Source organism: Halioglobus sp. Uisw_031 (assembly GCF_047729875.1).
Taxonomy (GTDB): Bacteria; Pseudomonadota; Gammaproteobacteria; order Pseudomonadales; family Halieaceae; genus Marimicrobium.
This window is the reverse complement of sequence record NZ_CP159826.1, coordinates 2315631-2336063: the sequence shown is the minus strand read 5'-3', so window position 1 is coordinate 2336063 and position 20433 is coordinate 2315631. Positions and strand designations below refer to the sequence as shown.

Annotated in this window: 21 protein-coding genes and 2 tRNA genes; 9 read left to right on the top strand and 14 right to left on the bottom strand. The window is 51.7% G+C overall.

Going from position 1 to position 20433, the window contains the following annotated elements:
- Position 1: 1 nt before the first annotated feature.
- The gene (locus tag ABXT62_RS10595; protein ID WP_415355243.1) at positions 2–790 is read right to left on the bottom strand and encodes a hypothetical protein; all 789 of its coding nucleotides are present in this window, start codon (positions 788–790) and stop codon (positions 2–4) included.
- Positions 791–855: 65 nt separating this feature from the next.
- Here ABXT62_RS10595 and ABXT62_RS10590 point away from each other — a divergent pair, with 65 nt between their 5' ends.
- Together ABXT62_RS10590 and ABXT62_RS10585 are read left to right on the top strand one after the other, a co-directional pair.
- Positions 856–1656, top strand: a complete 801-nt coding sequence (locus ABXT62_RS10590) for an alpha/beta fold hydrolase (RefSeq protein ID WP_415355241.1) — start codon at positions 856–858, stop codon at positions 1654–1656.
- 21 nt (positions 1657–1677) lie between these two features.
- On the top strand, positions 1678–2004 hold the full coding sequence (locus ABXT62_RS10585) for a DUF3301 domain-containing protein (protein WP_415355240.1): 327 nt from the start codon (positions 1678–1680) through the stop codon (positions 2002–2004).
- Between the two features lie 17 nt (positions 2005–2021).
- On the opposite strand, the gene ABXT62_RS10580 is transcribed toward ABXT62_RS10585, so the two are convergent.
- Positions 2022–3470, bottom strand: a complete 1449-nt coding sequence (locus tag ABXT62_RS10580; RefSeq protein ID WP_415355239.1) for a coniferyl aldehyde dehydrogenase — start codon at positions 3468–3470, stop codon at positions 2022–2024.
- A gap of 21 nt (positions 3471–3491) precedes the next feature.
- Positions 3492–5198, bottom strand: coding sequence for a GMC family oxidoreductase (locus ABXT62_RS10575; RefSeq protein ID WP_415355237.1), 1707 nt, complete (start codon positions 5196–5198; stop codon positions 3492–3494).
- A gap of 140 nt (positions 5199–5338) precedes the next feature.
- Here ABXT62_RS10575 and ABXT62_RS10570 point away from each other — a divergent pair, with 140 nt between their 5' ends.
- Complete coding sequence (locus tag ABXT62_RS10570) at positions 5339–5941, top strand: TetR/AcrR family transcriptional regulator (protein ID WP_415355236.1); 603 nt, start codon at positions 5339–5341, stop codon at positions 5939–5941.
- A gap of 449 nt (positions 5942–6390) precedes the next feature.
- Here the strand turns inward: ABXT62_RS10570 and queD are convergent, their stop codons facing one another.
- Positions 6391–6747, bottom strand: coding sequence for a 6-carboxytetrahydropterin synthase QueD (queD, locus tag ABXT62_RS10565; RefSeq protein WP_415355235.1), 357 nt, complete (start codon positions 6745–6747; stop codon positions 6391–6393).
- 193 nt (positions 6748–6940) lie between these two features.
- On the opposite strand from queD, the gene ABXT62_RS10560 reads away from it, so the two are divergent.
- The 4 genes from ABXT62_RS10560 to ABXT62_RS10545 all read left to right on the top strand — a co-directional run bounded on the left by ABXT62_RS10560 (position 6941) and on the right by ABXT62_RS10545 (position 8796).
- Positions 6941–7016, top strand: a tRNA-Val gene (locus ABXT62_RS10560).
- Positions 7017–7043: 27 nt separating this feature from the next.
- Positions 7044–7120 (top strand) — tRNA-Asp (locus ABXT62_RS10555).
- A 513-nt stretch (positions 7121–7633) separates the two neighbouring features.
- A complete protein-coding gene (locus ABXT62_RS10550; protein ID WP_415355233.1) occupies positions 7634–7831 on the top strand; it encodes a helix-turn-helix transcriptional regulator in 198 nt (65 codons plus the stop codon).
- Between the two features lie 38 nt (positions 7832–7869).
- Positions 7870–8796, top strand: a complete 927-nt coding sequence (locus ABXT62_RS10545) for an isopenicillin N synthase family dioxygenase (protein WP_415355231.1) — start codon at positions 7870–7872, stop codon at positions 8794–8796.
- Between the two features lie 567 nt (positions 8797–9363).
- On the opposite strand, the gene ABXT62_RS10540 is transcribed toward ABXT62_RS10545, so the two are convergent.
- Genes ABXT62_RS10540 through ABXT62_RS10525 form a run of 4 tightly spaced genes read right to left on the bottom strand, consistent with a single transcriptional unit; the run spans position 9364 to position 12327 of the window.
- A complete protein-coding gene (locus ABXT62_RS10540; protein ID WP_415355230.1) occupies positions 9364–9840 on the bottom strand; it encodes a Fur family transcriptional regulator in 477 nt (158 codons plus the stop codon).
- A 15-nt stretch (positions 9841–9855) separates the two neighbouring features.
- Positions 9856–10353 (bottom strand): hypothetical protein, encoded by a 498-nt coding sequence (locus tag ABXT62_RS10535; RefSeq protein WP_415355229.1) that lies wholly within the window; start codon positions 10351–10353, stop codon positions 9856–9858.
- A gap of 50 nt (positions 10354–10403) precedes the next feature.
- Complete coding sequence (locus ABXT62_RS10530; protein ID WP_415355227.1) at positions 10404–11648, bottom strand: ABC transporter permease; 1245 nt, start codon at positions 11646–11648, stop codon at positions 10404–10406.
- Positions 11649–11655: 7 nt separating this feature from the next.
- Positions 11656–12327: an ABC transporter ATP-binding protein gene (locus tag ABXT62_RS10525; protein WP_415355225.1), complete on the bottom strand. Its 672-nt coding sequence runs from the start codon at positions 12325–12327 to the stop codon at positions 11656–11658.
- Between the two features lie 102 nt (positions 12328–12429).
- Between ABXT62_RS10525 and ABXT62_RS10520 the strand changes: the two genes are divergently transcribed.
- Positions 12430–13026, top strand: a complete 597-nt coding sequence (locus ABXT62_RS10520; RefSeq protein WP_415355224.1) for a DUF3299 domain-containing protein — start codon at positions 12430–12432, stop codon at positions 13024–13026.
- Between the two features lie 2 nt (positions 13027–13028).
- Here the strand turns inward: ABXT62_RS10520 and ABXT62_RS10515 are convergent, their stop codons facing one another.
- From ABXT62_RS10515 to ABXT62_RS10490, 6 genes are all read right to left on the bottom strand, one after another.
- On the bottom strand, positions 13029–14042 hold the full coding sequence (locus ABXT62_RS10515) for a CobW family GTP-binding protein (protein ID WP_415355222.1): 1014 nt from the start codon (positions 14040–14042) through the stop codon (positions 13029–13031).
- 157 nt (positions 14043–14199) lie between these two features.
- Positions 14200–14619, bottom strand: a complete 420-nt coding sequence (locus ABXT62_RS10510; RefSeq protein WP_415355221.1) for a MerC domain-containing protein — start codon at positions 14617–14619, stop codon at positions 14200–14202.
- A 44-nt stretch (positions 14620–14663) separates the two neighbouring features.
- On the bottom strand, positions 14664–15296 hold the full coding sequence (locus ABXT62_RS10505) for a DUF2796 domain-containing protein (RefSeq protein WP_415355219.1): 633 nt from the start codon (positions 15294–15296) through the stop codon (positions 14664–14666).
- Positions 15297–15430: 134 nt separating this feature from the next.
- Positions 15431–16111, bottom strand: coding sequence for a DUF1826 domain-containing protein (locus ABXT62_RS10500; RefSeq protein ID WP_415355217.1), 681 nt, complete (start codon positions 16109–16111; stop codon positions 15431–15433).
- Positions 16111–17322 carry a zinc metallochaperone GTPase ZigA gene (gene zigA / locus ABXT62_RS10495; protein ID WP_415355215.1) on the bottom strand — a complete coding sequence of 404 codons (1212 nt, stop codon included), beginning with the start codon at positions 17320–17322 and terminating at the stop codon, positions 16111–16113. The genes ABXT62_RS10500 and zigA overlap by 1 nt, the downstream gene beginning before the upstream one ends.
- A gap of 503 nt (positions 17323–17825) precedes the next feature.
- Entirely contained in the window at positions 17826–18011 is a 186-nt protein-coding gene (locus ABXT62_RS10490; RefSeq protein WP_415355214.1) for a hypothetical protein, read from the bottom strand.
- A 148-nt stretch (positions 18012–18159) separates the two neighbouring features.
- Between ABXT62_RS10490 and ABXT62_RS10485 the strand changes: the two genes are divergently transcribed.
- Positions 18160–20418, top strand: a complete 2259-nt coding sequence (locus ABXT62_RS10485; RefSeq protein ID WP_415355213.1) for a TonB-dependent receptor — start codon at positions 18160–18162, stop codon at positions 20416–20418.
- The last annotated feature ends 15 nt before the right edge of the window (positions 20419–20433 follow it).

Genomic DNA, 20433 nt, shown 5'->3' with positions numbered 1-20433 from the left:
ATTAGGGGTTTCCTGGCCAGTCTTCCATCGCGATTAGCGGGTAGAAGGCGAGTTGTATGCCTTCCATGATATTACTTTCGTTTTCCAGAATATTGCGGCGCCGTATGTACCGCCCTTTGGTTGAACGGCTGTCGATAGCATCGGTGGCATCAATTCCACCGCGACCGTGAAACACAGGTTTCAATTCTGCGTCATAGATGGTCACTTTCAAAGAGACCATTGCTGCCATCATGCTCCAGTCGAAACTGGCACTGACGCCATCACCGGGGCCCTGCATGGTGGGCGCACGAGTCACGCCATCCCAGCGCGCTAGATGTTTCATGCCACCACTGAACGATTCCTGGACTTCGACCAGGTCAGTAAATATAAAGCCATCGATGTTTGAGCTCTCGGCCAATTCGTCCCGCACACGATGCATGATCTGAGCGAAAGTCTTTGTGTTAACCTTGCCACTGGTTGGGTCTACCGGATTGCCAAAAGCGCGCACTGCGGTATTCCAGTGTTGCTCAAACTCGCGCTGCGGCAGGACAGTAAAACCATTGTCCCTGAGATACTCGGTTACCTGCGCATCGATACGTGGGGCCTCTTTTTCTAAATAGTTGCGTGACTGTGAGCCGAGATTCACATGTGTGATAACGACGGTTTTCATTGGGTGGGCATCGAGGCGCGCCTGGTCGATTGAGGCGGGAAAGACGGTTGGATTGTAGGTCGGTGTCCCGCTGCAGGCGCCTAGCAGAGCAGCACCAACAAAAAAAATACCGTATCGGCAAAAAGTGTGTAATCGACGCATGCTTAACTCACTATTGTTGTATTATTCCATATGTTAACAAAATCCACTGCAGGACACGATATTAAATGGCGCTGGATTTGTATGTGAAGCAGATAGGCGAGGGTCCGGCGGTTATGTTGTTGCATGGCCTGTTTGGCGCGGGCGGTAACTTGGGTGGATTAGCGCGCGCCTTGCGCGCTAAGTTCACCGTGTTCAGTATTGATTTGCCCAGCCACGGACGATCTGAATGGCTGAAAAATCCGAGTTTATCGGCAATGGCAGAGAGCGTACAGCACTGGATGGATACAGCAGGAATAGCCCAGACGCATCTGGTGGGTCATTCCTTGGGGGGCAAAGTAGCCATGCAATTAGCTCTGCAGTATCCACAACGCGTCGAGTCGCTGGTAGTGGCGGATATTGCACCAGTGAAGTATTCGGCGCATCACGATGCTGTCTTTGCTGCACTTGGAGAGGTAGATGCCGCACATTGTACCCGTCGCCAGCAAGCTGCTGACCTCATGGCGCAGCACTTAAAGGGGGACGCGTTGATACAGTTCTTGTTAATGAGCCTGCGGCATGATGCCGAGGGAATATTGCGCTGGCGTTTTGATTTGCAGGGCCTTAGGAGGTCCTACTCATCAATACTGGCAGCGCCGTCGGTTGAGCAGTCCTATTTGGGGCCAGTGCTGTTCATTAAAGGCGGCACGTCAGATTATATTTTAGAAGCACATTGGCCTGTGATTCAGCGGCTTTTCCCCGAGGCGTCAATAAAAGTCATGTCCGGTTGCAGCCATTGGTTGCACGCGGAAAAACCGCAGCTGTTCAACGGGATCGTGGAGCGCTTTCTTGTCCCCCTAAAGCCACGTATGCTACCGCCTGCGAAATAAAATCAAAAGAGAAGAGTTGGCGTGTATTTTACGTTAGGCGAAGTCATAAGCTTGCTAGTATTCGGTCTGCTGTGCATGTATTTTTTAGCGGCGGTGCGAGTGCGGGAACTGGCTTTACAGTCGGTTGTGCACGCCAGTAAGCGCGACGAATTCCAATTGTTGGATCAGTCAGTGCATATACAGCGCATGTCTCTCAGTAGGGGTGACCGTGGCCGCTGGCATATTTGGCGACAATATCGGTTCGACTACACTTACGAGGGAGTGGAGCGACGCCAGGGCTTCGTCATTATGCTTGGCAAGCAATTACAGTCTATTGTGGTGTCAGAAAGAGACCCGACATTACACTAGAGCGCCGGCATCAAGGGCTATTTTTTGATCTGCGACTCCAGCATATTGCCTATTTTTTGCCCGTAGGGGGGTAGGGTGCCTGCCAGTTTCGCCATGTCCACAAAGCCTTCTCGGTAGACGCCGCGGGCGTGGCTGAAGGTGCGAAAGCCGTCACGGCCACGGTAGTTGCCCATGCCGCTATGGCCAACGCCGCCGAAAGGCAAGTCATCGCAGCCGACGTGTAGGGCGATAGCGTTTACCGCAACGCCCCCGGAAAGTGTTTCGTTGATCACTTTGTCCTGTTCTGTTTTATTCTTGCCGAAGTAATACAAAGCCAGTGGTCGTTCGCGAGCATTGATAAAGTCAATGACGTCCTCTAGCTTTTCATAGGCTTTGATGTTCAGCAGGGCACCAAAAATTTCATCCTGCATGCAGGTAAGATCATCGTCGGGGTTGACGATTAGGTGCAGAGCGATCTTGTGCTCGTCACGCTCGGAAAAGGCTTCTCCGGGCGGACACAGAGGAATAATTCTGGCACCTTTGCTAGAAGCCTCATCAATGTAGCCCTTCACGCGATCGTAGTGGCGTTCATTGATGCACGCGACAAAGTCAGGGTTATCCTGAATGGTTGGGTACTGTTCTGCTATCACCGCTTTGCAGCGATTAATAAAGGCCTCCATGCGGCTGTGCGGTACAAAGCAGTAATCCGGGCTGACACAGAGCTGACCGCCGTTCATAGCCTTGCCCGTGATGATGCGTTCCGCAGCCAGATGAATGTCACAATCCTCGCCAACAATCACTGGCGACTTGCCGCCTAGCTCCAGCGTAACGGGTACCATGTTTTCCGAGGCGGCGCGCATCACCAGTCGACCAATGCTGGTGGCCCCGGTAAAGATCAGGTGATCCAGCGGCAGGGCAGAAAAGGCGGCTCCGACTTCCGGCCCACCGGCGATAACGGTGATTTCCGACTCCTCAAAATACTGCGCGAACAACGTGTGCATGATGTCAGCAGTGTGCGGGGTGAACTCCGAAGGCTTAATCATGGCGCGATTTCCTGCGCCCAGTACATCCGCCAGTGGACTAAAAATCATATTCACGGGTACATTCCACGGCGTCATGATGCCAACCACGCCTTTAGGCTGATGGTGCACCTGTGCTTTTGCGCCAAGAAAATTCATCGGCATAAACGGGGTCCGTTTTTCCGGCTTCATCCATTTTTTCAGATTTTTCTTCACGAATTTGAGGCTGCCTACAGACGTCATGATGTCAGTCATCAGGGTGACGTACTTTGAACGACAGCCAAAGTCGGTGTTAACCGCCTCACAGATCGCTTCTTTGTTGTCGACCAGTAATGCGATACAACGATCGATGCGGTCTATGCGCGTGGCAAGCGCGACAGGCCCTTCAGCATGAAAGGCACGGCGCTGGTTGTCGAGTATGACGTGCAGTTCTGCGGCTACAGAGCTTCCCTTTAGTGATGCATTCATGTTCGATTCCTCTTTATACACTTACGCTATGGCAACGGCCGCGGCCTTCTGCACTTTTTTGTGTTTCGAGCTTTCGTTTAACCCTTGGGGCAGCGTGACTTTGACGCCCGCGTCTTGCAACAGCATGTCTGCGCACTTTTCGGCGATCATAACCGCCGGCGCATTCGTATTTCCTGACGTGATATTGGGCATGATGGAGGCGTCGGCAATGCGCAATCGTTTGACACCGTGCACGCGCAAGCGATCGTCCACTACCGCCATTTTGTCAGAGCCCATCTTGCACGTTCCTACCGGATGATAGACCGATTCGGCCTCTGCACGGACATAGTCCAAAATCTGCTCATCGCTCTGTGTCAGCGCACCGGGTCTGAACTCTTCGCCGCGGTATTGTTTTAGGGCAGGGGCCTGAAAGATTTCCCTTACTCGGCGGAAGGCGGCAATGATTGCCTTACGGTCGTGTTCAGTGTCCAGATAGTTGGCACGAATTGCCGGGTAAGCCAGCGGATCCTTACTGCGAACATGCACACTGCCTCGGCTTTCCGGTCTCAAGTAGCATACGGTCGCGGTAGTGCCGGGTGCAGGCTTTAGATTGCCCTTGCTGTCGGGTTCACTGGCCGCAGGGGCGAAATGAATCTGCGAGTCGGCCCTAGAAACATCATTTGTACTGCGAAAGAACACGCCGACCTGTGCTGCCGGATGTGCCAATAGGCCGGTTCCTTTGAGCAGGTACTTAAAGATATTTTTAGCCATTGCTAGAGGGCGGGTTTCCTCGAAGAAGGTCGGCACCCCGTTCAGCCCCTGCTGCACATTAACAGTCAGATGATCTTGCAGGTTCTCGCCCACTCCGGGCAGGTGATGTTTGGCCTCTAGGCCCACTGACTCTAGGTGTTGTCGATCACCGACTCCTGATAGCTCTAACAGCTGCGGTGAGTTAATGACGCCACCGCAGAGTATCGTTTCATCGCGAGCATAGGCGCGCTCCACGTGCGAGCCTTTTTTAGATTTGATCCGGTATTCAACGCCGACAGCCTCACCCTCTTCAATCAGAACTCGCTCACACAGTGCACCGGTGACAACGGTGAGGTTGGGACGACTTTTACAGGCTTTTAAAAAGGTGCGGGCTGAACTTTGGCGCTTCCCTTTGCGAATATTGGTCTGGTAATAGCCGGCGCCTTCTTGGCTCGCGCCGTTGAAATCCGCATTGTAAGGGATGTCGCATTGGATTGATGCTTCAATAAAAATGTCAGCCAAATCCATTTTTTGATCATCGGCAAAGTTCTCAACCCAGAGTGGGCCGCCGTATCCGTGCCAGTCATCTGCACCTTCCGCTTTGTGCTCGGAGCGCTTGAAGTAAGGGAGTACTTCATCGTATGACCAGCCGTTATTGCCCATTGCACTCCAACCGTCATAGTCCTCACGCTGTCCACGGATGTAAACCATGCCGTTGATGCAACTGGTGCCGCCTAGCACTTTACCGCGTGGCCAGGAAATCCGCCGGTGGTGCATATTGGGGTCTGCTTCGGTCTCGTAACACCAGTTGACCTTGGGGTTTTTCATCAAGAAGGCGAAGCCCAGCGGAATGTGTATCAGAGGAAGGTTGTCCTTGCCGCCCGCTTCGAGAAGGAGCACCCGCCGGCTGGACTCGCGAGATAGCCGATAAGCGAGGGCACATCCGGCGGAGCCAGCGCCGACGATGATGTAGTCATAGGTGGTTGGGTTTTCGACCATGGTACATAACCTTCTGTCTGAGCGATTGTTTGGGACCTCCGCACCTGCTCTTGCGCAGAGACAGGATGCGAGCATAGACAAATGAACAAAAATTGATTATTGTTCATTGTCAGCCGTTGGTCAAGGTAGCAATCTTTTAAATGTCGAACGAACAGTTCAATGCACTGCACTACAGTGATCCGATGGTGGCACGGATTCTGGATGCCGGGGAGCAATGTATTCATCGTTTCGGCATACGTCGTACGTCTATGGGCGAGGTGGCTCGGGTAGGCAAATTATCCCGCGGGTCGATTTATAAGCATTTTAATGACAAGGACGCACTGGTTCAGGGCATCATCCGGCGCCGGCAGGAGCACTTTCTTAACCGTACAGAAGGGCGGTTGGAAAACGAAGAAACACTGGTCGACAAACTTACCCAGTCGGTGTTATCGGGGCGCAAGGACATGGAGGAAGGGATATTCGCCGCGCTGGCTGAAATCGAGCCGGAGACCGTGGCGATGATGTTCCTCGATCCCCGGTTTTATGAGCGGAGTTTATCCTTCTGGCCGCCGCACGTGCGTATGGCACAGGAGGCGGGAGAGATTAGTGCAGAGCTCGATGTCGGTATCGCAACAGACCTTATTATGCGCCTGGTCGTGTCACTGGTCATGTTCCCCCAGATGGGCGTTAGATTGAAAACCCGCCGTGCCCTGCGAGACTATCTGCAGCAAATCGTTAGTCAGGGTTTGGGCGCCTCCCTCTAGCGTGAATCTGCAAGGTCGTTGGTTTTTCATTCGAGAGATTTTGTAGATATCCCATAGCCATCATTTTTCCACAGATTCTGTGGATAACTCGGTGAACAAATTGTTTAGCTAGCCCTTAAATGCTGTAATACCCGCTTCTTTACAGATTGGTCAAAAAGTATACAATAATACATTATCGTTTAAAAACAATATGTTACAAGGTTTACTTGAGTGTTTGAGTGCAAATAAAAAGCTAACTACGTGAAACAGCCCTATGCACCGCCGTGTGTGCATAACATTTTTCCCCCGCTACTTGAGGTAACCTTTACGGCCGTCAGAGACACATGAAAGACTGTGATCACAGCTAGCACTTTAGCAGGTGTTTCCAGAACCACTGAATGGGTAGCGTATCTGTATTCGTCAAGTCCTTTTGCGCGTGTTACCCGCGGGTTACCGCAGCGCTGATAAACTCACTCACCACGGTAAATACATCCGCTGGTACAGGTTTCTCGAATGTCTACCTGGCTCAATAAAGGTACTTGCGGTTTCAGCTTTTTCCAAATCCAGCGCGCGATATTTTCGCTGGTTGGATTTTCCAGTCCCGGGACGTCGTTGAGGTAATGGTGGTCCAGCAGGTCGTAGACAGGCTTGAAGCTGGCCTTGAGTTCGGCGAAGTCCATCACCCACCCTGCAGGCTCGGGAGCATCCCCCGCTAGCGTCAAGCGCACATGGAACGAGTGCCCATGAAGGCGCGCACACTTATGCCCCTCGGGCACATTGGGTAGGCGATGGGCTGCCTCAAAGTGAAACTCTTTATAAATTTCCATGTTGATTTACTCTGGTTGTGGTGTGTGGGTCGAATTTAGCTGCCCTTTTTGCAAGCGCATCAGTAGTCGTTTGATCGGCGTGTAGATTTTACTACTAATACCAATAACTTTTAAAATCCGATTATATTCGCAATATCCCCGGCGAGGCATTGACCGCTGAATTAGAATCTCTATAATGCGCTTCTCGGATTTGGGGTGATTAGCTCAGCTGGGAGAGCATCTGCCTTACAAGCAGAGGGTCGGCGGTTCGATCCCGTCATCACCCACCACCATTTTCGAGAGAGTTAGTCTACCGTGGAGCGGTAGTTCAGTTGGTTAGAATACCGGCCTGTCACGCCGGGGGTCGCGGGTTCGAGTCCCGTCCGCTCCGCCATTTAATCATTCAAGCCCATGATTATATTGGTTTATTTGTTTTTGCAACCTCAGCAACCATCAAATTAAGACTCGGTTGACAGCTTCTCGTGGTCACTGAGACGGAATCCTTTGCATAATAGATTCATCGCACGCAGTCCGAGCCCTCAATGGCAGAGCTTACAACAGGACAGCACACCTAGATGGCCGAGCCAAGATGATGCAGGACTGGGCTGACTATCTCGAAAATCCGAGGCTCAAAGCTGGCCCTCACTAGGTTAAAAAAACGATATTTGAATTAAAAAATATAAGCTAAGACGACCTGTCCTGCTCGCAGCATATCGTCCGATCAATTTCATCGATTTCATTTCGTCTAAGATGAAAAAATCTCAGAAAAGCCTTTTTGTATCCCCGAGAATCTAAAGCTGTCCGGTGAAAACCGTTAGGCACCATTAGAACTTTTGGAGAAACATAAAGTGAAAAGTGAAAAAATAGGACGATCACAAAAATTCAAATTCAAACTCAAACAACGCGGTTGATAAGGGTCACAGAAGTGATGAATGTGGTAGGGCTCTCGAAGAGTGGCACCTACCACCTCGCGGCTCAAGGAAAGTTTCCCAAGAGCATACCGTTGGTTTCTGGCGGCACCTCTGTGGCGTGGCTGCATGACGAAATCATGGACTGGCTGGAAGGCCGTGTTGCCGAAAGAGATGGAGGTCTTAACAATGAGTAAATGCTGTACAATTGCAATCTTCCTTTCAGCAACCAATTATGGCGAGTAGTCCGATGGTGCCAGTGATCGACCTACAGGGTACTTCGGGACAGAGTATCGAAAAACTGGCCACCGCTTGTGCCGAGTGGGGGTTTTTCAGCGTCGCCAACCACGGCGTTGACGCGCAGCTAATCACTTCAATGCAGGCTGTAAGCCGTGATTTTTTCAGCTTACCACTGGACATCAAACAGAGTGTCTCCCGCACAATGGATAGCCCCTTCGGCTATTACGACAGGGAACTCACCAAGAACCTGAGAGACCGCAAGGAAATCTTCGATTATGCGCCAGACGAAGCCACGCCCTGGCCTCCATCGCCGCCAGGGTTTCAAGCAATACTTGAAGACTACGCGCTGGCCTGCCATCGGCTCGCTCTGCAACTTGTGGGAATTTTTTGCGAGAGCCTGGGCGCTGAACGAGAAACTTTAGAGTGCCACTTCCAGCGCGGACACAGCAGTTTTCTCCGGCTGAACCACTATCCTCTTGCTGATTTACTGGCTGGAGCCGATGCGGCCCCTGCCGGGCCGCACGGCATAAGCCAACACTCAGACGCTGGCGCCATTACCGTGTTACTGCAAGACGGGCTGGCTGGCCTGCAGGTGCTCAGAGACGACACCTGGGTCGACGTGACACCGGTGGCGGATACTCTGACTATCAATATCGGAGATATGCTTCAGGTCTGGTCGAATGAACAATACCGCGCGCCCTTGCATCGGGTTCGGGCGAGCAATGAGATCGCGAGATACAGCGCAGCGTACTTTTGCAACCCGGACTACACTGCGATCGTCGAGCCGCTCCCCCCGGCAGTGTCCCCCGCCAACCCTGCGCGCTATAAACCGATATCCTGGGCCGAGTTTCGTCGCATGCGAGCGATGGGAGACTATGATGATTATGGGGAAGAGATTCAGATCTCCCACTTTAGGGTTTAACACGCACATTGAGGGTTGGCACCTAGCGCGACTTTTTGTTGATGCTACTGCGCTTCGTTAATTCAGGCTTTATCGATGAAACAGGATAAATCGATCACAATTGTTTCCACGGACACAAAGCTGAAAAACTCTAGCCTCAATTAGCTCGTTGATAGCGATCGAGTTCTCTCGAGTCGAAGCCCTCATTATTGCTGCTAATTTGTCACGCAAAAAACCATGTTCTAATGCTACCACGGTTGCCCGTGTGATCAGTCTTCGGCAAAGTTTATCGGGCAGTGATAGATTTCATGAAGGCCGCCCAGCCATCCAGATGGCCGGTTTCACGGAGCGCCCTTATGCGCGAGGAGATTTTGGTTTGCCGCCGGGCCTGGGTTAGTAAAGCCGCATGTTACACGTAGTGACTTTCCAGCACTTATCAGCGTGCTGCAGTTTCCAATCTGCTCAATTTTGGGAGGCATGTTGTTGGCGCTGAACATTATCGGGATCTCAGGGTCAGTGCGCTCGCTTCTTGTCTTGTGCTTGGCTTAGAATTCTCTCGATAGAGGAGGGGTCTCAGTAGGTTAGACGCTAACGGTCTCGGCAGTCATGACAGAGGCAATTCATCTCAATTTGCGGACTGACTAGATCGAAGCCGGCATCCTCAACGCTTTGTCGCACGGACTTAATCGTTGACTTGGAAACACTGATTTCTTCAACGCGCTGACAACTCCCACAGATAAGAAACTGTGGCACCTCATGATCGTGACTGCACAATATGTGAGCACACGCGACATATTTGTTGGCTAGGTTTAATTTGTGCACCAACTTTTGACTCTGAAGAAACGCAAGAATTCTGTACACCGACATCGCTGGGATGGCATACCCATATTCTTTGTAGCAATAGTCTACTAACTCGTATGCAGATAAAGCTGTCTCTGAGCACAAAAGACCCGACAGCACCTGCTTACGCTTTACAGTAAGGCGAGCCCCCCTGTCTCTGCAACGCTGCTCCGCTTCGTCAACGACTGCATGTATCTCAGCTGTATTGACCCTGCTTATTTTCAATCACTCCTCATACGGTTAGCGACCGCTCACCTGCAGCGTGTTGTCTTGCGCATCTACTTTATCATCTGCGCTGATATAGATTCGGCCAAACTCTCGCACTGTTTCACCTTTATGCTGCCCGGTTACGGTAAACCTCATAGTTTCGAAGCCCGAGCCAAGCGCCTCAAAGCGTATTCGAACTGTTCCTACCCGCTCTTCGAGCGGAAAATCTTCGTCAAGCACTTTAATGTTCTCAGTTCCAGTCACCGTCAACTGCACATCCTTAGAAAAAAATGGTCTGGCGAACTCAACGACGATCTCACGTTCTTCGCCCACCACTGCCTTGATCATTTCGACATGCTCTAGTTCGAAAATCGGTTCTGGTGGCGCTAATCCTACCATCCGCACCACGGCACCCGCGAAAAATCCCATCTCGTCTGGGTCGAGATACAGGTGTCCAGCACACGCCAGGGCCTTAACTGGGCCGAGTGCTAATACCAGACAAGTCATCAAGAAAACGCTTCTTCTCACCATACTAACTCCTCATGCCCGCGACCACTTAATCGCGAGGCCATTTGACTTGCTCATTGCACGTTATAGGCCTTAGCCTGGGAGTATACCCTCATTGATGGAATCGCTGCTGCGGTAAGCGCAGCGGCCAGAACAAAAAAGAGTATCACCAGTCCATCTTGGGTAAATACGCCCGCATCCAGATGCAGTCCAAAATTTGCAAAAAGTGAGTCCCCCAAAAACGCTAAGCATAAGTACAGGCAAGCTGTGCCTAATACGATACCTGCCAGACAAATCAGCAGTGCTTCCAACTCCATCAAGAAGAACAGATAATACGATGGAGCCCCGAGTACGCGCAAGAGATGTATCTCATGACTTCGCTCCCGCACCGAGGCCAACAGCACAGCGCCAAGACCTAGAACAGCCGCGACAAGGACCAACATTGAGATTAGGCGTAGGACACTTTCGAAGACGCCAACCATCTGCCATAGTTCAGACAGCGCCACGCCAGGCAGTATCGCCAGTAGCGGCTCCGCGCTATAGTCGTTGATCTCCCTTTGAAGACGAAAGGTCACCATTCGCGATTTCAAACCGAGCATAAAGGCGGTGATGCTCTTGGGTTCTAGTTCGTCCGCTTCCAACTGACTTTGATCGTAACTCGCTGCGCCTCCAAAGCCCGATTCGGAGCCAGCGTGCATAGCTTCTATACCCTGCAACTGCACATGGACAGTCTGGTCCACAGGCGTTCCAGTAGGAGAGAGGATACCGACGACCGTGAAGAGACTATTCTCATGAAGGCTAAAACTAGTGCTCACCACGCCATGCGCGAGAGTAATTTCGTCTCCGAGAGCATAGCCAAGCGTGCGTGCGACCTCTGCTCCGAGCACAACATCAAAAACGCCCTCAAACGCCTCACCCTCGACAAACTCTAGCGTATGTTTGTTGCCAAAGCTGAAATGCTCAAAATAGTCAGGTGTCGTCCCCAACACCCTGTAGCCATTGTGTGAATCACCCAATGATATAGGTATCGCCCAGGCCACATCTTTGCTTTCAGCTATTTCTTGATAAGCCTTCCAGCTAATGTTGTCTGTAGGTGTGCCTACGCGAAACACCGAATAAAGCAGCAAGTTGAGACTCCCAGTTTTGGCGCCCACGATAAGGTCAACGCCTGACACAGTGCTGGCAAAACTATCACGGGCCTGCTGCCGAATGTGTTCAATTCCAAGAAGCACGAAAATCGCCACGCTGATAGCCAGCAGACTCATAATCACAGACCCTTTGCGGTTCAACAGGCTCTTGATGGCAATTTTTAGAAACATGGTCGACTCACGCTACTCGGTTGATTTCGCTCAGCGCCTGCACCTGAGTGAAGTGCTGGGCGAGTCCCATGTCATGGCTCACAAACAGAAGCGTCATCTTATGCTCCTCAATAATCGACATCAAAACAGATAAGAACGTATCGCGGTTGTCTTGGTCAAGCGAGGAGGTCGGCTCATCGGCAACCAACAGCTCTGGACGATTCACCAGTGCTCTTGCAATAGCAACTCGCTGCTGCTGCCCCATACTGAGTTGAGAGATTGGTTTGTGCCACTCTCGCGATGCCACATTAAGTGACTCCAAAAGGGGCCTTATTGCATCTGCCCCTGTCCTGCGATCGCCACGCTCAGAAAAGCTCCGGGCAAGCTCAATATTCTCAATCGCATTCAAATAATGGACAAGATTAAAACGCTGGAATACATATCCAATATGATTTGCTCTAAAACGGTCTCGTCGACGTCGGCTCATTTGGTCTAATCGCTCGCCGAGAACCGAGACGCCTCCCTCTCGGCATTCCAGTAAACCGCTGACTAGATTGAGTAACGTCGACTTGCCTGAGCCGGAAGGACCGTGCACGAATACTGTCTGCCTGTCAGCGACGGACCAATTATCAATTTCCAGAATAGATAAATCAGGGGCACTGGGCTGGGTGACGCTTACCCCGTCGAGCTCGATCATCATTGTCAGATTGCACCAGGACAGCGGAAGACGTATTTTGATTTCATTATAAGATATGTTATATCATTGTCGAATCATGTTCAATCTCCACCTCAGGAAGTAGCTATGATAAAGCGATTACCAATGTGCGGTCCTGCGACAGTGACTGCAGTTTTTTTGTCAGTATTGTTCTGGCTTCCAGTGCAGTGTCTGGCGGCTCAGAATGAGGATGAGGAACAGCAGTTCGAGACAATTGTATGGCCAGACCTTATACCTGAGGACGTCCTTGAAATTCTTATGAACCCGCCGGCTTACATTTCAGAAACCGAAGATGGTTCAATAGAAGATCAGATAGACAGCAATATCAAAAACGCCATTGCGACTGCCAGCGATGACCCGTATCAGCAGGCACTGATTTCAACCGAGGTCAGGCCTGAAATGAATGGCCTAATGATTAGGCTTCCGGGATTTGTCGTTCCTCTTGAGTTCAATGAGGATCAGGTCATTACTCAATTCTTCCTAGTCCCTTACTTCGGCGCCTGCCTGCACATGCCACCGCCCCCGCCCAACCAGATTGTTTTGGTGGACGCTCCTCGAGGACTCACAGTAGAGGAGTTGTCTACACCGTTGTGGATATCAGGGAAGCTTTCCACGCAAGTTACCGAGAATGACATGGCGATGTCGACTTATTCTCTGCAGATGATGGACTACGAACCCTATTAAGATTAATTTCTGTTTTCATCGGCAACGCAAGCTGTAATATCGTGTAACCAATCGGGTTCAATTCGGTCTGCTATGATCTCTACGCGGCTTTCTTCACAGTCGTCCAGTTCACCTTCCGTTAACGCATCGCGGGTCATATTGTAGGCAAACACTCCATCATTGGTGATGAAGACTGCCTTCATACGCTCAACATCAAGACGGCGCAGGAAAGTCAATAAGCGTGCGCGGTCAAAAACCTTTTCAGGGCCGAAGCGCCAGCCAATACTTTCGAACCCTTCCCCTCCATTTATCGCAGTAATGTACCCACACTCCGGAATCGGAAGGCCGCTTGCCAGTACCGGCTGAAGCTTTCGATCATCATCAATGCCGGGGTCGACTTCGGTGCCGGTGGCGCCCGATAGCAGTGCTAATTCTAGGCGCCCGTATTGGGTATAAACGATCTGCATGTCAGGTCGACAAACGCCTCTCACGAAAGACTGTAGTGCGCGTCGGTCTTTATCCGAGGAAAGGTCATCCTTATTTGCTACTATAATGTCGGCAATCGAGAGTTGCTGCAGGAACGAGGCATGCGTGGTGTATCGTTCATCTGAAAGATTGCGGGCATCCACCAGGGTCAGTGTCTTTTGAATCGAGAGGACATCGCGATTATAGTCCGAGGACAGTGTTTGCAGCACCTCTACCGGATGGCCTAGCCCTGTTGGCTCGATGAGTAAGCGGTGGGGTCGCGCGCGCCGCAGCAACTGTGTAAGTGCAATCTGCATAGGTAGTCCACTGGTGCAGCACATACAGCCCCCAGGCACTTCGCGAATATACACGCCATCGTCTTCGTGACTCTGCCCCTGAACAATACTGCCGTCTACTCCGATTTCACCAAATTCATTGAGCAAGATTGCCCACCGTTCGCCAGCAGGCTTACATTTTAGTAGGTTTAAAATGGCTGACGTTTTTCCTGCTCCTAGAAACCCCGTAATGATATTGGTAGGAACCGCAAGAATAGCGAGGTTGTCATTGCCCATAATTGTATGCCATGGCTCTACCGGTTCTTATCACACTTAATTTGAAGGGCCGATCATAAACATGAGTATCATGTGCCGCCCAGACTTTATTCGGTCGGCCTGTCTCGGGAAATATTTTAGGATCCAAATAAAGAGCCTGAAAAATTCCCGCAGACATCTACCCTGACTCAGGACAGTTGCAGCTAGTGCTTTGCCTGCAGAGTCGAAAGTTTCTAACATGCGTTGCGGCGATTATCACGGCTCCTGCCAAGGTCAGTAGTTTTTCACCGAATTCGCCCAAAAACTCATGCCCCAGAAAGGGCGCTAGGCAAAGAATACCCATTCCAAGAAATCCGGTGTAAAGCACACCCACCCTACGGTGTTTAGAGCAGCCCATAACCAACGCGTAGGCGCTCACCGGAATCACGACGATAACCAGCCACAAATGAAAGCTTTCGTCCTCAAGCCCTAGCGCCACCAAAGACGGCAATAGAACGACCACTAGGGGTAGAGCAAGGCAATGCAATGCGCATAAGGCCGATAATCCAATGGATGCCTTATCGGCCATAGACTGCAGCGTGTTTGTATCGTTGGACATGCTCTGTGTTTTCACTGTTGTTAGTTTTCGACCTAGGCTATATGTTAATTCAACGGTATCAGCCGTTTCGTTGCGGTCAACTCGACCGCGCCTTGCGCCCTATCGGACACCCATGCCGCGTTGATGGTCTCTAGCCCGAAAGGCAATTCCTCTCCGCCGACGCGCACAGCTTCGAGCTTCTCACCCTGCGCGCAAATAAAGGTGTAGTGTGCGCTGATATCGCTGTGGGACTGCTCACCTTCATCACCCCCATGGGACTCATCGCCCCCGTAAAATTCCTCTTCGGACTGACGAGTGTCATGGTCATCGTGCCCTGTATGACCAGTCTCTGCGCCATTAAAAACGGCAGACACATCTACATCTGCCTCCTGCAACTCGCACCGTGCGCCTTTAAAACTGAACAAAGCAGCGCCATTGCTGAGCAGTCTGCGTGCGCTGGAAACGGCGTCCACCTGAACCTCGCTTGCCGCCTCGTGCTCAAAACCCACAACACTCATGGCTGGCGCCATTAGGACGATTTCGACCTTGCGATCCTCAACGGCCAGAGTGATTTCTGCGACACCATGAACATGAGCATCATGCTGGCCCGTTGCACCGGCAGCTAATGGCGGTACAAACACTACTAGCCCTAACGCAATCACCCTCAGTAGCCATCGTTGAGATTGTATGCCGCTCATAACCGTTCCTTCTTTGCCACGGGATCCGGCGAAAATTGGCTTGATCCATTGCTCACTCCGCAACACGGCAAGCATGATACAATATATCATTGTGAAAAGTATACTCCGCAACCGCCGAGACAAGGCCGTTTTCGCTAGCCGCTGGCGACGGCGAAATCAAGGGTCAGTAGCAGCCGCTGTTGGCCTGACTTTACAGCGGGCGAACGGTGAACAAGCCCTGCACCTTCATTGTTTTCCCAAGATTCACCTTTGAGTAGCGCCACATCGCCTGCTCTCAGCGTCTGAATCGCGTCCGTTGAAGGATATAGGCCGCTCTCCGCATCGCTCAGCCCCGCGCTGCCTGCACCCAGTTTGCTGCGATCCGTGCAGTGGTGGGGCAGCCATTGACTGCCCGGCCCGACATAGGTCGTGATGAGGCGACAGGGGACTCTATCGACATGGAATTTTGGGCACATCGGCTGTGTCAGTGTTGCGATCCTCAGGCCAATAGCGGTCAGCTCAAAAAGGTAGCTAAACATGTCTGCCAGTAGCCCGATGTCCTCACTCAACTCAGGGTAAGGGGCAAGCACTGGCACCGCTTCCTCTAGATTGCGCACGTTGGCAGAGGATAATGTTGTGCGCTGACTGATGGGTTTGCCGCCATTACGGAGCCGCCATTCATTCGGTAAACAGGGCGTTTTTTGTCGTTGCCATACTGCCAAGTGCACATCGCTTCGGTAGATCTGTGCAAGCGTCTCAGGCGAATTTCCAAACACCGCTCGGGGCGTGTTTGTATCTGATGGTGGTCTGTGGCTACTGTGTTGTGCCGCTGCCATTATGCTGCCCCCTCCCAAGACGGAAAGGGATCAGGCAGCTTTTGCCAGTGCTCGCGACCAGCCATTAGCTCGTCATCGTCCAGTAAGCAATTGTTAAGTGCGTCGACAACTTTATCCCTGTCCAGATTTTGACCAATGAAGACCAGCTCCTGGCGCATATCACCAAACGGCTCCTGCCAACTCTTCTCAATGGAGGCGAGATAATCCTCATCCTCGGGCCACCGTTCCCGTGGAACCGCTTTCCAGAACATGCCAGCGAAACCATAGCGGGCCATGCCGCCTGCTTGACTCCACTGTCCCGCAAATTCTGGACGACTGGCTAGCCAAAAATAACCCTTAGAGCGAATCAGTTTGCCTTGAATGTCTTCGCCGTGAAGGAAGTTATAGAATTTCTGCGGATGAAAGGGCCGGCGGGCTGTAAAGGTGAAGCTGCCGATACCGAACTCTTCTGTCTCTGGTACATGCTCACCGCGCATCTCCTTCAGCCAGCCCGGTGCCTGCTGAGCGCGCTCAAAACTGAACTTGCCGGTCCCCACGATCTGTTCAATCGGCACCTTTCCGGCCTCAATGGGGATGATTTCCGCCTCCGTATTGAGCGTTTTCAGCACTGCTGTGAGGCGTTGCAGGACATTACTAGCCACCATATCCGTTTTACTGATCAGGATAACGTCAGCGAATTCCACCTGCTCAACCAGCAGATCGGAAACGCTCCGCTCGTCCTCGTCGCCGAGATGTTCGCCTGTTTCTTGAAGAGACTTGGCCTCGTCATAGTCGATCAAAAAGTTCACTGCATCGACCACGGTAACCATGGTGTCTAGCTCACTGACGTCAGACAGGCTGACGCCGTCTTCGTCAGCAAACGTGAACGTTTCCGCTACTGGAAGCGGCTCCGAGATTCCAGTGGACTCAATCATTAAATAATCAAACCGGTCTTGTTCGGCCAAGCGACGGACCTCGAGTAGCAGGTCTTCTCGCAGTGTGCAGCAAATACATCCGTTGCTCATTTCCACCAGTTTTTCTTGGCTGTGATTAAGCTGCACTTCGTTTTGTACTATGCTCGCGTCGATATTTATATCGCTCATGTCGTTCACGATTACGGCGACCCGTCGACCCTCTCTGTTGTTCAATACATGATTGAGAACGGTGGTTTTGCCAGCCCCGAGAAAGCCAGATAGGACGGTCACGGGCAGCCTGTTGGTAACGCTAGTCATAATATTTCCCTCATTGTTCAGTTGAATCGGTAACAGTGTTGCTAAGTTAGCGGTGGACCGCTCAGCACTGCGTTGTTGATAAAGAGACTGGCGTCAGTGTCTATGCTTGGTCCATACCTACGGTAGTTCTGAGAAGGTCTTCAGATATTGCTGCATTACTTGCCTGTGATATTGCCTTGCGTCCATTGAACTTGTACTTCAAAAAAGATACGATATATCATATCATATGATACGTTGCGTCGTGTGTCTAGGATTGAAAGCATCCATCCATAACGCTGTCTCTAAACTGCTGACCGGATCGATGCAGTAAAAACATTACCCGAGCGCGAAAGCTGAGGCGATCATGTTCGCCTCGATCCGCTTTTAGATTGACGCACTTAGAAAAGCCTGAGCACGAAACAGGCTGGACAATGCTAACGCCGTTGCATACACTCAGCGGCCTTTTACCAAGACGGCGATAAATGGATCTAGATTCTCACACTGTTAGTCGTAGGCTTCGCACGCTAGTGCTGCTGGCAGTGATGCTGGCCTCGCAGGGCATCGCGTCTGTGCACAGCCACGATGCCTTCGAAGCTGACGCCCCAAGCGTTTGTTCTGTCTGCGTAATCGGTCAGGGTTTGGATGCTGCGGTTGAGGCTTGCCCCAGTGCCGTCCACCTCGACAGCCATGCGGTGCAGAGACTGTTTCAATCAAGCGGGGATCGTCCCGTTAGCCCCATTAATTTTTACTCCAGCCGTGCCCCCCCGACCACTCTCATAAAAGCTTAAACGCAAGACAGTTTTAACCTTAGATGTCATCACCGAGCCATTGGCGGGTGATTTATGAGAGAGTTGATTTATGTATACTAAAATGCGATATGGCGTCGCGATGGCGCTTTTTGGAAACCTGTGTGCAAGCTACAGCGTCGCGCAGGACAAGGTGGGGGCGTCAGCGTCTCACCAGCACGAAAATATAGAAGAAATTCTAGTCACAGCTAATCCTCTGAATCGCGCGGCGGACGATTTGTCTCAGTCGGCCACTGTGCTGCAGGGAGAGGCTCTGCGTCAACAGCTTGCAAACTCCATCGGTGAAACACTGGCACGCACGCCGGGGTTGTCTAACGCCAGTTTTGGGGAAAACGTGGGTCGTCCCGTCATTCGGGGTCTACAAGGTCTACGAGTGGGAGTACTCAGCGACAGTATGGCGGTCGGCGATGCCTCGTCAGTGAGTCAGGATCACGCAGTCTCTGTGGAGCCGTTTCTAACAGACCAAATCGAGGTATTACGCGGGCCGTCCTCGCTGCTTTACGGTTCCGGCGCGATTGGTGGTGTCGTCAATATGGTAACGAACTCGATCCCGCAGGCTATTCCGGAAAACGGCTACAGTGGGCGCGCTACTGTCCAAGGGAATACAGCCGCTAACGAAGAATTTGCCGCTGGGCGCCTAGATCTGGGTCAAGGCGCTTTCGCATTGCACCTTGATGGGTTCCACCGTCGCACCGACGACTATGAGATTCCCGGAAGAGCATCGCTGTATCCCGAAGATGAGGATGAGCATGAAGAAGAAGGCCATGACGAGGGCGAGCACGAGGGAGAAGAGGAGCATGGTGACGAATCTGATGATAACGGAAAGCTGGAAAACAGCTTCCTAGATAATCAGGGTGGCACTATCGGCTTGAGTTGGATTGGTGAGGAGTGGCGCTTTGGTGTTGCTTACAATGAATACAAATCCGACTATGGTATTCCCGGTGCTGGCCATGCACACGGGCATGAAGAAGGTCACGACGAAGACCATGACGAAGACCATGACGAAGACCATGACGAAGACCACGACGAAGACCACGACGAAGACCACGACGGAGATCATGACGAAGATCATGGTGAGGAACATGGTGAAGGAGAGGAAGAGGAAGAAGGCCCCGTGACTATCCGCCTTCGCGCTGAGCGCACTGACGCCGAACTGGTCGGCAGCAACCCGCTCCCTGGTTTCCAACAGTTCAAGGTGCGGTTTGTTGATACTAACTACAAGCATACCGAGTTCGAGGGTGCTGAGGTTGGTACCGTATTTGAAAGCGATAGTACCAATACGCGCGCTGAACTGAAGCACAATGCCTTTGGCGCTTGGGAGGGTGTCTTTGGTCTGCAGTACACAGACCTTAATTTTTCTGCTGTCGGTGCTGAGGCTTTTATACCCAATACCAATACCAAAACCACTGCGTTTTTCTGGATTGAGCGCGGCGACTTTGGTCCCTGGCAGGTTGATCTGGGTTTGCGTTATGAGGAGGTGAAGATCAAGGTGCCTAACACCTTGGTCGAAGAAGAGGGTCCAACAGGTCCTTCCTCTGACTCTGACTTCCAACCATTCAGCGCTTCCGCTGGAACAGTGTGGAACGTCAGTGACACGATTGACCTGACCGGCTCGGTATCTTTCGCTGAGCGGGCACCGGGCGTGGAAGAGCTCTATGCCAATGGTCCGCACATTGCGACGCAGGTATTCGAGGTGGGTGATGTTTCTCTCGGCAAGGAGTCGAATGTGCATTTTGAAGGCGGCGCTCGAGTGGCGTTTGGTCGCTTTACTGGAAGCGCTACGGTCTTCTATGACCAGTTTGATAACTATATATATCAGCGGGGCACAGATCTTGAGGCCGATGGATTGCCGGTGCGGTTCTGGTTGCAGCAGGACGCGGAATTCATTGGTGGCGAGTTCGAAGTGCGCTATGACTTTGAGACCAACCGCTCTGGTCACTGGCAGGTGTTCAGCTTCGGGGATATCGTGGACGGTGAGCTTAAAAATAACAACGACATACCCCGTCAGCCACCAAAGCGTTTAGCGCTGGGGCTGGACTGGGATCTTCAGAATTGGTCGGCCAATGTATTGTGGATACATGCCTATGATCAAGACAATGTCGCTCCCTATGAAACACCGACGCCGGGCTATGATCTGTTAAACGCAGAGGTCGTCTTTACCGGTCCTGGTGATAACTCATTCGATTGGCAAGTGTACGTGAAGGGTCAAAACTTGTTGGACGAGGATATCCGTAACAGTACTTCGTACCTTAAGGATGAGGCACCTCAGATTGGTCTTAACGTCATCTTCGGCGTAAGGGCCTATTTCTGATTCGAAGACGCTTCT